Below are 13101 nucleotides of genomic sequence, written 5' to 3' on the forward strand. Positions count from 1 at the left end.
TGTTTTGCCTCCAGTTTCCTTCAGATTCCGCGTCGCCACGGACACCCTTGCTCTTGGCTAACCTCTACTTCTGTCTTCGGGGTTCGGGACTTGCACCCTATAGTTCATACGCATGCCGGGCGCACACCAAAAAAGAGCTGTCCAATAAAATTGGACAGCTCTTTTTTTAATGATTATGTTGTAAATATTGTAAAGTTGCTTTGCCTAAAGTTTTTGCTGCAATCAACATTGCACGTTCATCAAAATCAAAGCGTGCATGATGGTGTGGGTAAGCTGTTGCCCACTCAGGTTTTTTTGCCCCTGTAAAGAAGAATGTACCTGGTACTTTTTCGAGATAATAAGCAAAGTCTTCCCCAATCATGAAAGGTGGACATGTTATGACATTTTCTACCCCTGGCACGTCAAGTGCAAGTTGTGCAACAAAGTCGGTTTCATTTACATGGTTATAGACAGGTGGATAACCTCTAGTATAACGATATTCATAACTTGCGCCAAAAGCAAGGCAAGTCGCCTTTAATACCGCCTCCAGTTCCTGTTCCATTTGCGTACGTACTTGCTCATCAAATGTACGCACTGTCCCAGTTAATGCAACTCGTTCTGCAATGACGTTGAACGGATTAATGGCTTCAAAATGACCGATGGTTAAAACCGCTGATTTCAATGGATCAATACGGCGAGATACAAGTTGCTGAGCATTAATGACAAACTGTGATGCAAGGACAACAGCATCCACTGAATGATGCGGCTCAGCACCATGCCCACCTTTCCCTTGGATTAGGATTTCCGCCTTATCGGCAGCGGCCATAATAGCTCCATCACGTACCAAAATATCACCAAGTGGCGTTGGCGCCCATAAATGTGTACCAAAAATGACGTCCACTCCGTCTAAACAGCCATCTTCAATCATCGGCTTAGCCCCGCCTGGAGCAATTTCCTCCGCGTGTTGATGAATAAATACTACATTACCGGCAAGTTCATCCTTCATAGCATTTAACGCCTTCGCCAGTCCGAGCAAAGTAGCCGTATGTCCATCATGTCCACAAGCATGCATTTTGCCAGCTACCTTTGACTTATAAGGAACATCATTTTCTTCCTGAATCGCTAACGCATCAAAATCCGCACGTAATGCCACCGTTTTCCCCGGTTTCGCACCATGCAAAGTTGCAACAACCCCGCGTTCTCCTACCCGCTCACGTACCTCGTGCCCTAATGCTCTATGAAAAGCAGCTATATAGGCTGGCGTTTCCACTTCTTCAAAAGATATCTCAGGATACTCATGTAGCTGACGACGAATTGCTACTATTTCTTCATAATTTTTATCGAGTAATGTAAATAACCTTTCCATATAGCACATCCCTACTTCCTATTTGTCGAATTTTTCTGGTAATGTTAGTGTACCTCATAAATCCTTACAAAAACAATAGGAATTGAGTTTAATATGGTATATCTTACTGAAGGGATTTCTTATAAGGGAGATATTAGCATGATAATTGGAGCAATACTCCCAAGTGATGCTATCGACCGATAAAAGCAAAAAAATCCCACACATGTTAATGTGCAGGAATGATTGACATTATTATATTATCTAGCGTGTTTAAGAGCAGTTAGTATAATCAATACCCATCCAGCTAAAAATAGCACACCACCAATTGGGGTAATGGCACCTAACACTTTAATACCGCTTAATGCTAACACATATAAGCTACCGGAAAAAAAGACTATACCTAAGTTAAAGAAGATACCAGCTACATTTAATTTCTTAATTTCACCTAGTAATTTTGTGCTCATTAATAGGCCAATCACAAGTAAACCTGTCGCATGAAACATTTGGTATTGTACTGCCGTTTCCCAAATACCCTGTCCATAATCGTCTAATATGTCTTTTAATGCATGTGCACCAAATGCACCAAATGATACTGCTAAAAAACCGTGAAGTGCACCTGTGACAATAAATCTCTTCATCTCATTCTCCCTACCTTTTATCTGCTCTATAGTCTTTATATTTGAGTATCGTTAGTAACCCTAAACAAGAACCTGTTAGTTACCCTCGCTTAAAAATCAAAAATTGAATCGCCGTTTGCGCCATCATCCTCTTCAACTTTCGCTGTGTATAAGCTAGGAGGTGTCGGCTCTGTAGCTAACATTTGTGGCAAATGTTTTGGTTGCGCCTTAGGTAGCTCTACAGAAGAATCTAACACAACATCACATAACGCACGAATAGCGCTTAATGTCTCACGTATTTGTTGTTCACTTGCTGCCTGTTTTGCGTCTGCTAATTGTTTTTCTAGTTGCTGTAATATGGCTTGATAAGAAATCATTGCGCTCTCCCACTTTCTTCTCTTGGCACAAATTTTAGGCAATTCATTCCAGAGGATTGTTTGACGACAACGGATGGTATTTGCTTTGTTTTAAAGCCATATGCTGCACAGGCACGTGGCGTTTGCGGGTCCCATGTGATTTTGAAAAATTGACATTTGAAACAATTTACCTGCATCGTTGTCCCTCTCTTTCTTCTATAGTAACTGTACCATGATTTTTAATGTGTATAAAGTAAACGATTTGTGCCAATCTACACTAAACACCAGTCGATAGGTTTCTCTCCCCACGCCAATAGTTGTTCATTTACCTTTGAATATGGTTTACTTCCAAAGAAGCCACGGTATGCACTTAGTGGACTTGGATGAGGTGCTTCTAAAATGACATGGGGAGTTGAATATTTACGAATTAATTGTTTTTTTCGTTGTGCTGGTTTTCCCCATAGTACAAAAATAATTGGCTTTTGTCTGGCAGCAAGTTTATCAATTACAGCATCTGTAAATTGCTCCCAGCCCTGTTCCCTATGAGAATTTGCCTGACCTGCACGGACTGTTAAAACTGTATTCAAAAGCATTACGCCCTGTTGCGCCCATTTCATTAATGTACCATCCTGCGGAATTGGACAACCTATATCATCCTGTAATTCTTGTAACATATTGCGTAAACTTGGTGGGTGTGGGATGCCTGGTTTCACAGAAAAACTTAAACCGTGTGCTTGGTTAGGACCATGATAAGGATCTTGTCCTAAAATCACAACCTTCACCTCTCGATAAGCTGTAGAATAGAAAGCATTCATGACATCACTCATCGGTGGATATATTGTTTGAGTCGAATATTCATTTGCTACAAATTGTCGGAGTGTTTGATAATATGGTTTTTCTAATTCATCAGCAAGTATTGTTTGCCAATCATTCGGGAAAATTTGTTTCATTGCCATTTAAAGCCCCTTTCTTTTCTACAACGGTACAAAAAAGTAGTGTCTAATTCAAGCACGAATGATTACTGACCTTATAAAAATATTGATTTCTGACTATTTTTACAGAATCAGAATCAGACTATACTAGACGGTAACTTTAAAACTTTTATTATAAAGGAGATCTTTCCACATGGCTCTAAAAAAAACATTAACAATCGCAGGTTCAGATACATCAGGCGGCGCAGGTATGCAAGCCGATCTTAAAACATTTCAAGAACACGGCACATACGGTATGGTTGCGTTAACAGTAGTCGTAACAATGGATCCAAACGGTTGGACTCATAATGTCACACCATTACCAACAGAGCTGTTACAAAAACAAATTGATACAGCACTATCAACAGGCATTGATGCTGTGAAAACAGGGATGCTTTCAACAGAAGAAATCATTCGTATTGCTGGCGATGCTATCGCAAAATCAGGCACTACAAACGTTGTGATTGATCCAGTTATGGTATGTAAAGGAGACGACGAAGTGTTAAACCCAGGTAACACAGATGCGATGATTCAACATCTATTACCACTTGCTGCTGTCACTACACCAAATCTATTCGAAGCTGGTCAATTAGCTGGGACAGGCACACCTAAAACAATCGAGGACATGAAAGTAGCTGCTCGTAAAATTAATGAATTAGGTGCTAAAGCTGTTGTGATAAAAGGCGGTAAAGCCTTAGCTACTGAAAAAGCTACTGACTTATTCTTCGACGGCACTACATTCTATTTATTAGAATCTGAAAAAGTATCTTCAACTTATAATCACGGCGCAGGTTGCACGTTTGCCGCTTCTGTTACAGCAAATCTTGCAAACGGTCTAACGATAAAAGAGGCTGTTATTGAAGCAAAAGAATTCGTATCGGCTGCAATTGCGCATGGTTGGGCATTAAATGACTATGTTGGTCCTGTTATGCATGGAGCAAAATCACGTTTCGGCGCGCCAGAAGTAACAGTATCCGAAATCTAATTAAATAATTTATAATATAATGCACTTTGAGCGATCATCATTACTCAAGCTCAAAAACATATGTAAGAAGCTCATGTAAATAACAAAACTAAAAGGCATCTGATTAGCAAACTTGATACTAATCAGATGCCTTTCTAAATATAATTCTCTATCAGTTCGAGCCGATAATCCCATGGATCGTTCATCGAAATAAAACTAGCTAATGCCTTACTCTCTTTTTTACGCTCTGCTCGTGCTTTTGCACGCTCAGATGCAGTCTCATGTAATTTCGTCTCTTCAACGGTTTCAGGTATAACACGTGGAACTGCGGCCGGTCGATTATTGTCATCTAATGCCACAAAGGTTAATAGAGCAGTTGCAGCCACTTTACGTTCACCTGTTTTCAAATTTTCCGAAATAACCTTTACGAATACCTCCATTGAAGATGTTCCCGTCCAAGTAACATAAGATTCGAAATACACTGAGTCTGTTGGACGAATCGGATGCAGAAAATCCACAGAATCCGTCGAAGCTGTGACACAATCTTTACGACTATGCTTAGCAGCAGAAATCGAGGCGACTTGGTCGATATCACTCATTAAACGTCCACCAAAAAGGGTATTATGATTGTTAACATCATTCGGAAAAACTCGGCTCGTCCGCATCACTCTTGATTCCTTACAATACTTAAACTCCTTATTCACAACAATTCCCCCTTTAAAACATAATTTGTTCTTATTATAATGCTATATTGTTCTAGGAAAATCAAATTTATTTATAGAAAATTAGGAATTTTCTGTTTTAATGATAAAATCGGACAAGATACCTTCCCACATTGCACACCATATATTAACTGTATATGGGAGGGAGAAATATGAAAAAACGTAAATTTGAAGATGCAAATGAAGAATCAGCATTGCTTTCTGAGGAATTAACCGCTTCTAAAGTTGAAGTAATTGCCTCCATTGTTCTAACACTTGGCTATTCACTCTCAACCCTCGCCACGATATTAGCATTCCAAGAGGAAGAAGAAGTTGCACAATTAAAATCGTCCAATTCACAAGATCAAAATCAGCAATTTAAACAAATGCTTAAACAATTACATTCTGTCAATGACCGTTTAGATTCCATTGAACGAAAACTCAATCGGTTTTAAAAGATACATACCCCTTATCAACAAGTTTCATCATAAAAAAGCCACGATTCTCCGTCATAAAAGAGAATCGTGGCTTTATTTTCTATTAAAATAGTTTATTAACTTCGTCATACTCATCTGCTGTGAATACTTTTGATTTCGTGATAAAGTGCATTTCTTCTACGCTATCTAAGGAAAAGCTAGCACCTCTACCTACCATCGCATCAATAATTAATTGCGTATGTTTGAAATACTCATATTGTGCCCTGTGAATGTAAAAAGGAACGTCACCTATTGTACCAAGATAGATATCGTTGTCTCCAAGCTTAAAATCTCCTTCCACATAACACATCGGTACAGAGCCTTCACAGCAGCCGCCAGATTGATAAAACATGATAGCGCCATGTCTACTCTTAATAAGGTCTATTAATTTTAAAGCCTCTTTAGTGGCAATCACTCGTTCTACCATGTACTTATCCATCCTTCAAACTTAGAAGAAACCTTGAGCCTCTTCTTTATAGTTAACTAGAATACATTTAGTTTGTTGATAATGATCAAGCATCATCGCATGATTTTCACGGCCGATACCTGAAAGTTTGTAACCACCGAAGGCAGCACCAGCTGGGTATTGGTGATACGTATTAGTCCATACACGACCAGCTTGGATAGCACGACCAGCGCGGTATGCAGTGTCACCAGAACGTGACCAAACACCAGCACCTAAACCGTATTCTGTATCATTTGCGATTTCCATTGCTTCATCGAAATCTTTGAATGTAGTTACACCTAGTACTGGACCAAAAATTTCTTCTTGGAAAATGCGCATTTTATTATGACCCTTGAATACTGTTGGTTTAATGTAGTTACCACCAGCAAGGTCACCAGCAAGCACATTTTCTTCCCCGCCGATTAAGCATTCAGCGCCTTCTTCTTTACCTAGTTGTAAGTAAGAAAGGATTTTTTGTTTTTGTTGCTCTGAAGCTTGAGCACCCATCATCACTTCTGTATCTAAAGGGTTACCGATTTTAATTGCTTTTACGCGTTCTAAAGCACGTTCGATGAATTGGTCGTAAATTGATTCGTGAATAAGGGCACGAGAAGGACAAGTACAAATTTCACCTGAGTTTAAAGCGAACATTACGAAGCCTTCAATTGCTTTATTTAAATATTCATCATCAGCAGCCATCACATCTTCAAAAAATACGTTTGGTGATTTACCACCAAGTTCTAATGTTACTGGAATAATATTTTCAGTTGCGTATTGCATAATTTGACGACCAACAGCAGTTGAACCAGTAAAGGCGATTTTAGCGATACGTTTATTTGTTGCCAGTGGTTTACCCACTTCAATACCGAAACCATTAACGATATTCAATACACCTTTAGGCAAAATATCTTGGATTGTTTCAATTAAAACTAGTAACGAAACTGGTGTTTGCTCAGCAGGTTTCATAACGATACAGTTCCCTGCCGCAAGTGCCGGCGCGATTTTCCAAGCAGCCATTAATATTGGGAAGTTCCAAGGTATGATTTGACCAACAACGCCTAGTGGCTCTTGGAAATGGTAAGCGACTGTGTCATTATCTAATTGAGTTGTATGCCCTTCTTGCGCGCGAATGGCACTTGCGAAATAACGGAAGTGGTCAACTGCAAGAGGTATATCCGCATTTAATGTTTCACGCACGGCTTTACCGTTGTCCCAAGTTTCTGCGACAGCGATCATTTCTAAGTTCTCTTCAATGCGATCAGCGATTTTATTTAAAATAGCTGCACGTTCTGTTGCAGAAGTTTTCCCCCATGCATCTTTCGCTGCATGTGCAGCATCAAGTGCTAACTCAATATCCTCAACAGTAGAACGAGCTGCTTTGGTGAATACTTGACCTGTTACAGGTGTTTTATTCTCAAAATATTGACCTTTTACTGGAGCGACCCATTCGCCACCGATAAAGTTATCATATTTCTCTTTGAAATTTACAACTGCTCCTGGAGTATTAGGATTTGCATAAATCATAGTATAAATCTCCCAACATTATAAATTATGAAACCGCATACAAATCACCGCGACAAGCGACTCAATTTGTATGAATCAACTTTCATGTGTCCTATATTGATACATTAATATAATTTTTTCAAGTATTTGAACTTAAAAGAACTAACTTTATTGGATAACATAATTATCTTAATATATAAAAATCTACAGATATATGCATAAAAAAAATTATCGGTTGACAGATACTAGGGCATTCAATTTCCCTTTGTGACCTTTTTTGACTATACTTAAAAGAGAAACAATCGTGAAAGGAGTGTTAAGATGCAAGAAATACAGGTAGAGACGTTGCAGGAATTATTAAATTCTTTCGCCAACAAAGATATTTACATTCATCTTGAGACGACAAACGGTTCTTATGCAGCACACTATGATGAAAAGTTTTTTAATGCTGGTGCTTTTATTCGCAATGCAAAAATTAATTATGAACTAGCGAAAGTGGTGGATGATTCACCACATCGTGTTGGTTTAAAAATGGCGCATGGCTGGGTTTACGCCCAAGGTATCACACATTATGAATTAGATGATTTAGGCCGTTTGTTAATGGCTGGACTAGACTACTCTGGCAAATTGGCGATTGCACTTGAAATTAGTGAAACGCCATTTACTTATTAAGGGGGACGACTATTTGAATTTACAACCACAGCGTCATATTTTAATTGTTTACCCTCACCCAGATGATGAGGCTTTCTCAGTTGCTGGTACGATAGCTTATTATACAAAGAAAATGAATACACCTGTTACATATGCCTGTTTAACATTAGGGGAGATGGGTCGTAATTTAGGTAATCCACCTTTCGCAACGCGCGAATCATTGCCAGAAATTCGTCGTAAAGAGCTCGTTGCTGCGGCAGAGGCGATGGGCATACAAGATTTGCGCATGCTTGGCTTGCGTGACAAAACAATCGAATTTGAAGATGACGAAAAAATGGTGAAGCTTGTTGAGGGTTTAATTGAAGAATTAATGCCATCACTTATTTTCACTTTCCTCCCTGGCTTTGCGGTACATCCAGATCACGAAGCAACAGCACGTGCTGTAGTAGAAGCCGTTCGTCGTATGCCAATAGCAGCACGTCCACAGATTTTAGGCTGTGCCTTCGCCAATGATACGATTGAAAAGAATGGTGAACCACATATACAACTAGATATAAGTGAAATGAAGATGGATAAACTAAAAGCGTTACAAGCTCATGCCTCACAAACAGGTTGGATGATGCAAGAGACAGAAAAACGCATTGACGACGGCGAGCCAATGAGCGAAAGCTGGCTAAATGTTGAAAAGTTCTATATTATTAACCCCGATCAATATGTAAAATAAAAAACGGCTCTGTCCTCTTAAGTTAACGAGGACAGAGCCGTTTTTCAATTAAGTACTTTTATTTTATTTACCACATGTACAATCATTGTCATTACGAAGGCAATAAGCAATACGACAAAAAACATATAATGCGGAATGTGCACGCCAAATACGGTAACGAGCATTTTGAGTGCAATAATACCGATAACGATAAATGCCGTTGACTCTAGCTCAGGTATTTTTTCAATGATGACTAAAAATATGCCTGCAATTGTACGCATCATTAAAATACCTAGCATTCCTCCAACTAGTAGTACCCAGACTTGATCGGATATCGCAAAAGCAGCAAAAATAGAATCGATTGAAAATGCTATATCCATGAGCTCTACTGAAATAACAGTCGCCCAGAATACCCCAAATAAACGTACCATTATCCCCGTCTTTTTTACTTCCTTTACGCTATCCTCTTCCCCTATTTTTAAGAAATGGGCAATACAAATCCAACCTAAATACATTGCCCCTAACACTTTGATATACCAAAACTCTACAAGATAAACGCCTATTCCAATAAATAAGAAACGGAAAAAATATGCGCCTAGCATTCCATACATTAATGCTCTTTTCCGTTGCTTATTTGGTAAATGCTTAACCAGTACTGCTAGTACGAGCGCATTATCAGCTGATAGCAACCCCTCAATTATCACTAGTGAAGATATTAATCCCCACGACACAGGATCAGCTAAAACTTCCCGCCACATCTCCCAATCGAAAAATTGCATATATGTGGATAGAATGCCATGAATGATGTCCAATACCTTACCCTCCTACTTGCCCTAAGCTAGTCTAATATATGCTCAACATTATTCTTTATGATAGATAGGTATTTTTGTGCATCAATCTCGATGAACCATCCATTACTCTCGAACGTGTCGAATTATTCTACAATACGTATTTACCGAATTTATTTAATCTTCAAAATAGACACCGAAAATTTAGAATTTACTAAAAATTAATAACAAAAACCTAATAAAATATGCTATCATAAATGAATGTTTTATACGTAAAACGGAGGATGAATGCTAATGGAAGTTGCTGACACTAAAACTGTGCAAGTTGAGAATATCTTAATTGCACATCATTTTTTAAAAGATGTAGTTGTGCATACGCCACTACAAAAAAACGATTATTTATCCGAGAAATACGGAGCTAATATTTATTTTAAGCGTGAGGATTTACAGCATGTACGCTCATTTAAACTACGCGGTGCCTACTATAAAATCAAAAAAATTGAGGAAGAGGCACGTATTGCGGGAGTTGTCTGTGCTAGTGCAGGTAATCATGCACAAGGTGTAGCTTATGCCTGTGCCCAACTGAAAATTCAGGCGAGTATCTTTATGCCGCAAACAACACCAAAGCAAAAAATCGACCAAGTGCGTATGTTTGGCCGTGAATTCGTAGAAATTATGCTCGCTGGTGATACATTTGATGATTCTGCAGAGAGTGCATTATCGTACTGTGAGGAGCAAGAGAAAATCTTTATCCATCCCTTTGATGATTTTGATGTGATTGCAGGACAAGGAACTGTCGCAGTTGAAATCATGAATGACATGGAAGAGCCTATCGACTATGTTTTCGGCAGTATAGGCGGTGGTGGTTTAATGTCAGGTGTCTCTGCCTATGTAAAAAACCTATCCCCAAATACTAAAATTATTGGGGTTGAGCCTGCTGGTGCTGGTAGTATGAAGGCTGCTTTTGCGGAGGGTGGCACTGTCGCACTTGACTGGATTGACAAATTTGTGGATGGCGCTGCGGTAAAATGCGTCGGTCATCACACATACGATGTGTGTCGACGTTATTTAGACGATATTGTGCTCATCCCTGAGGGCAAAGTATGTACAACTATTTTAGATTTATATAATAAACATGCCATTATCGCAGAACCTGCTGGTGCCTTATCAGTAGCTGCACTCGATAACTATAAAGAAGAGATTAAAGGTAAATCAGTCGTTGTCATCATCAGTGGGGGCAACAATGATATCGGTCGTATGCAAGAAATCAAAGAAAAATCTTTAATTCATGAAGGCTTACTATATTACTTTATTGTTAGTTTCCCTCAACGAGCTGGTGCACTTCGCCAATTCCTAACAAGTGTCCTAGGGCCAAATGATGATATCACCACTTTTGAATATACGAAGAAAAACAACAAGGAAAGTGGCCCTGCGCTAGTTGGTATTGAACTTGGCAACCGCGATGACTATGAAGGCCTACTAGCACGTATGACACAATTTGGCTTCAACTATAAAGAAGTCAATAATGATCTTCAATTGTTTGGTTTGTTAGTATAAGATATTTAGTCACACTTGCATTGAATGCGAGTGTGATTTTTTTGTGGCTTCTTTATTAATCGAAACAAATTACGCTTTTATCGATAACTTTTGCTTATTTATCAGTCCTACTTGTTAAAAATACCGACAAAAACGCCCATACCTCGGTATGGGCGTTTAAAATTATCCAAGCAGCGCGCGGTCGGAGTTCATTTTCTCTCCACGTATACGTTCAAATTCTGCCATAAGATCTGGAATTGTAAGTTCATGCTTGCGATCCTCGCCAACTTCTAAAATGATTTGACCTTTGTCCATCATAATGAGGCGATTTCCTAAGTCTAACGCTTGTTGCATGTTGTGCGTTACCATTAGCGTTGTTAAGTTGTCTTTTTCCACGAGATGTTTTGTAATGCGTGTAATTAGTTCCGCACGTGACGGGTCAAGTGCAGCTGTATGTTCATCTAACAATAAAATCGATGGCTTCGTGAATGTTGCCATCAAAAGAGACAGTGCTTGACGTTCACCACCTGAAAGCAAGCCAACCTTGGCGGATAAGCGATTTTCTAAATTTAAGCCGAGCATGCCTAATGATTCTTTGAAAAATTCACGTCGTTTTTTATCGACGCCTACACGTATGCCACGACTCTTATTTCGAGAGTAAGCTAAGGCCAAATTTTCTTCAATGGTCATTGTCGGTGCAGTACCCGCCATAGGGTCTTGAAATACGCGACCAATATAGTGTGAACGTTTATATTCAGCTAGACTTGTAACATTGTTACCGTCAATTAACACTGTCCCGAAGTCAGGTGTTAATGCCCCTGAAATCATATTCATCATTGTTGATTTCCCAGCGCCATTACTACCGATTATTGTGACGAAGTCGCCTGGTTTTAAATGAAGGTTGATATCAGCAAGTGCTATTTTTTCATCTGGTGTGCCTTCATTAAAAATTTTGTTAATGCCGTCTAATTTAAGCAAGACCTTTTCCCCCTTGCTCAGTGGTTTTTACTTGTGTGCGTTCTACAGCACGCTTTGCTTTACGTTTTCGTTCTTTGTTTTTATCCACAAACTGCGGTACGATAAGCGCTAAAATAACAATAATAGCTGTAATTAATTTCATATCCCCTGAATCAAGGAAATCTACACGTAATGCTAATGCTAAAATAATACGGTAAATAATCGCACCCGCAATAACAGCCAACGTCGTTCGCATAATTGTTTTTGTTCCAAAAATCGCTTCCCCGATAATAACAGAGGCAAGACCGATAACAATCATCCCTATCCCCATACTAACATCAGAAAACTTTGAATACTGTGCGATTAAAGCTCCAGAAAATGCGACAAGTGCATTTGAAAGACCTAGCCCAAGAATAATAAGTGTATCAGTATTCGCAGAGAAGCTACGAATCATACGTTTATTATCACCTGTTGCTCGGATAGCCAGCCCGACTTCTGTTTTTAAGAACCAGTCTGCAATAACTTTAATTAAAATCGTGATGAATAATACTACAATCAGCGTACTCCATGTTGACGGTACTTGCTGAATGCCGATGCCTTTTAATACGTTATTTAATGCAGCATCGATACCTAAATTACTCCAAAATGCTTGGAACTTCGAAAACAATGTTTCTGAGTTCAGTAGTGGAATATTCGGACGACCTATCGTATTTTCTGCAGTTAACCCCATGATACGTAGGTTAATAGAATATAAAGCTATCATCATTAATATCCCTGATAATAATGGGTTAATCTTCCCTTTTGTGTGAAGAATCCCTGTCATACATCCAGCAATAAATCCAGCAACAATTGCCACTAAAGTCGCTAAGATTGGGTGATAGCCTAGCAGAATCATCGTCGCTGCTGTAGCCGCCCCTGTTACAAAGCTTCCATCAACCGTTAAATCCGGAAAATCTAACACACGGAATGTTAAATACACACCAAGTGCCATAATTGCATAGATGATTCCTTGCTCCACTGAGCCAAATATTGCGGTAAACATAATTGAATCATCTCCTAAAATTATCGTAAAAAATGAAGATAAAGCGGGGACAATCCTCCCCCGCTTC

16 protein-coding genes are annotated in these 13101 nt (G+C 39.1%); 5 read left to right on the forward strand and 11 right to left on the reverse strand.

What is annotated here, in order from left to right; translation table 11 throughout:
• Positions 1–166: 166 nt before the first annotated feature.
• From C9J35_RS10315 to C9J35_RS10335, 5 genes are all read right to left on the reverse strand, one after another.
• A complete protein-coding gene (locus C9J35_RS10315; RefSeq protein ID WP_054768735.1) occupies positions 167–1345 on the reverse strand; it encodes a M20 family metallopeptidase in 1179 nt (392 codons plus the stop codon).
• 236 nt (positions 1346–1581) lie between these two features.
• A complete protein-coding gene (locus C9J35_RS10320) occupies positions 1582–1962 on the reverse strand; it encodes a DUF423 domain-containing protein (protein ID WP_107924442.1) in 381 nt (126 codons plus the stop codon).
• 89 nt (positions 1963–2051) lie between these two features.
• On the reverse strand, positions 2052–2318 hold the full coding sequence (locus C9J35_RS10325) for a YwdI family protein (protein WP_054768736.1): 267 nt from the start codon (positions 2316–2318) through the stop codon (positions 2052–2054).
• Complete coding sequence (locus C9J35_RS24160; RefSeq protein ID WP_054768737.1) at positions 2315–2494, reverse strand: hypothetical protein; 180 nt, start codon at positions 2492–2494, stop codon at positions 2315–2317. Before C9J35_RS24160 ends, C9J35_RS10325 begins: the two co-directional genes overlap by 4 nt.
• 75 nt (positions 2495–2569) lie before the next feature.
• On the reverse strand, positions 2570–3247 hold the full coding sequence (locus tag C9J35_RS10335; protein WP_107924535.1) for a uracil-DNA glycosylase: 678 nt from the start codon (positions 3245–3247) through the stop codon (positions 2570–2572).
• Positions 3248–3422: 175 nt separating this feature from the next.
• Between C9J35_RS10335 and thiD the strand changes: the two genes are divergently transcribed.
• On the forward strand, positions 3423–4253 hold the full coding sequence (thiD, locus tag C9J35_RS10340; protein WP_054768738.1) for a bifunctional hydroxymethylpyrimidine kinase/phosphomethylpyrimidine kinase: 831 nt from the start codon (positions 3423–3425) through the stop codon (positions 4251–4253).
• A 134-nt stretch (positions 4254–4387) separates the two neighbouring features.
• On the opposite strand, the gene C9J35_RS10345 is transcribed toward thiD, so the two are convergent.
• Positions 4388–4936 (reverse strand): acyl-CoA thioesterase, encoded by a 549-nt coding sequence (locus tag C9J35_RS10345; RefSeq protein ID WP_107924443.1) that lies wholly within the window; start codon positions 4934–4936, stop codon positions 4388–4390.
• 170 nt (positions 4937–5106) lie between these two features.
• Here C9J35_RS10345 and C9J35_RS10350 point away from each other — a divergent pair, with 170 nt between their 5' ends.
• Positions 5107–5388 (forward strand): hypothetical protein, encoded by a 282-nt coding sequence (locus C9J35_RS10350; RefSeq protein WP_107924444.1) that lies wholly within the window; start codon positions 5107–5109, stop codon positions 5386–5388.
• A gap of 85 nt (positions 5389–5473) precedes the next feature.
• On the opposite strand, the gene C9J35_RS10355 is transcribed toward C9J35_RS10350, so the two are convergent.
• Both C9J35_RS10355 and exaC read right to left on the reverse strand, forming a co-directional pair.
• The gene (locus C9J35_RS10355) at positions 5474–5836 is read right to left on the reverse strand and encodes a DUF779 domain-containing protein (protein ID WP_107924445.1); all 363 of its coding nucleotides are present in this window, start codon (positions 5834–5836) and stop codon (positions 5474–5476) included.
• A 21-nt stretch (positions 5837–5857) separates the two neighbouring features.
• Complete coding sequence (gene exaC / locus C9J35_RS10360) at positions 5858–7378, reverse strand: acetaldehyde dehydrogenase ExaC (RefSeq protein ID WP_107924446.1); 1521 nt, start codon at positions 7376–7378, stop codon at positions 5858–5860.
• Positions 7379–7678: 300 nt separating this feature from the next.
• Between exaC and C9J35_RS10365 the strand changes: the two genes are divergently transcribed.
• Both C9J35_RS10365 and bshB2 read left to right on the forward strand, forming a co-directional pair.
• Positions 7679–8029, forward strand: coding sequence for a YojF family protein (locus C9J35_RS10365; protein WP_107924447.1), 351 nt, complete (start codon positions 7679–7681; stop codon positions 8027–8029).
• Between the two features lie 13 nt (positions 8030–8042).
• On the forward strand, positions 8043–8732 hold the full coding sequence (gene bshB2 / locus C9J35_RS10370) for a bacillithiol biosynthesis deacetylase BshB2 (RefSeq protein ID WP_107924448.1): 690 nt from the start codon (positions 8043–8045) through the stop codon (positions 8730–8732).
• 44 nt (positions 8733–8776) lie between these two features.
• Here the strand turns inward: bshB2 and C9J35_RS10375 are convergent, their stop codons facing one another.
• The gene (locus tag C9J35_RS10375; protein ID WP_107924449.1) at positions 8777–9523 is read right to left on the reverse strand and encodes a TerC family protein; all 747 of its coding nucleotides are present in this window, start codon (positions 9521–9523) and stop codon (positions 8777–8779) included.
• A gap of 270 nt (positions 9524–9793) precedes the next feature.
• Between C9J35_RS10375 and ilvA the strand changes: the two genes are divergently transcribed.
• Positions 9794–11056 carry a threonine ammonia-lyase IlvA gene (gene ilvA / locus C9J35_RS10380; RefSeq protein WP_107924450.1) on the forward strand — a complete coding sequence of 421 codons (1263 nt, stop codon included), beginning with the start codon at positions 9794–9796 and terminating at the stop codon, positions 11054–11056.
• A 162-nt stretch (positions 11057–11218) separates the two neighbouring features.
• Here ilvA and C9J35_RS10385 read toward each other — a convergent pair whose 3' ends face one another.
• Both C9J35_RS10385 and C9J35_RS10390 read right to left on the reverse strand, forming a co-directional pair.
• The gene (locus C9J35_RS10385; protein ID WP_107924451.1) at positions 11219–12013 is read right to left on the reverse strand and encodes an ABC transporter ATP-binding protein; all 795 of its coding nucleotides are present in this window, start codon (positions 12011–12013) and stop codon (positions 11219–11221) included.
• On the reverse strand, positions 12006–13034 hold the full coding sequence (locus tag C9J35_RS10390; RefSeq protein ID WP_107924452.1) for an ABC transporter permease: 1029 nt from the start codon (positions 13032–13034) through the stop codon (positions 12006–12008). The genes C9J35_RS10385 and C9J35_RS10390 overlap by 8 nt, the downstream gene beginning before the upstream one ends.
• Between the last annotated feature and the right edge of the window lie 67 nt (positions 13035–13101).

It is taken from the genome of Lysinibacillus parviboronicapiens (assembly GCF_003049575.1).
GTDB classification, from domain to species: domain Bacteria; phylum Bacillota; class Bacilli; order Bacillales_A; family Planococcaceae; genus Lysinibacillus; species Lysinibacillus parviboronicapiens.

Bases quoted from the DNA above. Each gene is read 5' to 3' on its own strand.
- C9J35_RS10315 (WP_054768735.1), bottom strand. From the start codon at position 1,345: ATGGAAAGGTTATTTACATTACTCGATAAAAATTATGAAGAAATAGTA.
- C9J35_RS10320 (WP_107924442.1), bottom strand. From the start codon at position 1,962: ATGAAGAGATTTATTGTCACAGGTGCACTTCACGGTTTTTTAGCAGTA.
- C9J35_RS10325 (WP_054768736.1), bottom strand. From the start codon at position 2,318: ATGATTTCTTATCAAGCCATATTACAGCAACTAGAAAAACAATTAGCA.
- C9J35_RS24160 (WP_054768737.1), bottom strand. From the start codon at position 2,494: ATGCAGGTAAATTGTTTCAAATGTCAATTTTTCAAAATCACATGGGAC.
- C9J35_RS10335 (WP_107924535.1), bottom strand. From the start codon at position 3,247: ATGAAACAAATTTTCCCGAATGATTGGCAAACAATACTTGCTGATGAA.
- thiD (WP_054768738.1), top strand. From the start codon at position 3,423: ATGGCTCTAAAAAAAACATTAACAATCGCAGGTTCAGATACATCAGGC.
- C9J35_RS10350 (WP_107924444.1), top strand. From the start codon at position 5,107: ATGAAAAAACGTAAATTTGAAGATGCAAATGAAGAATCAGCATTGCTT.
- C9J35_RS10355 (WP_107924445.1), bottom strand. From the start codon at position 5,836: ATGGTAGAACGAGTGATTGCCACTAAAGAGGCTTTAAAATTAATAGAC.
- exaC (WP_107924446.1), bottom strand. From the start codon at position 7,378: ATGATTTATGCAAATCCTAATACTCCAGGAGCAGTTGTAAATTTCAAA.
- C9J35_RS10365 (WP_107924447.1), top strand. From the start codon at position 7,679: ATGCAAGAAATACAGGTAGAGACGTTGCAGGAATTATTAAATTCTTTC.
- ilvA (WP_107924450.1), top strand. From the start codon at position 9,794: ATGGAAGTTGCTGACACTAAAACTGTGCAAGTTGAGAATATCTTAATT.
- C9J35_RS10390 (WP_107924452.1), bottom strand. From the start codon at position 13,034: ATGTTTACCGCAATATTTGGCTCAGTGGAGCAAGGAATCATCTATGCA.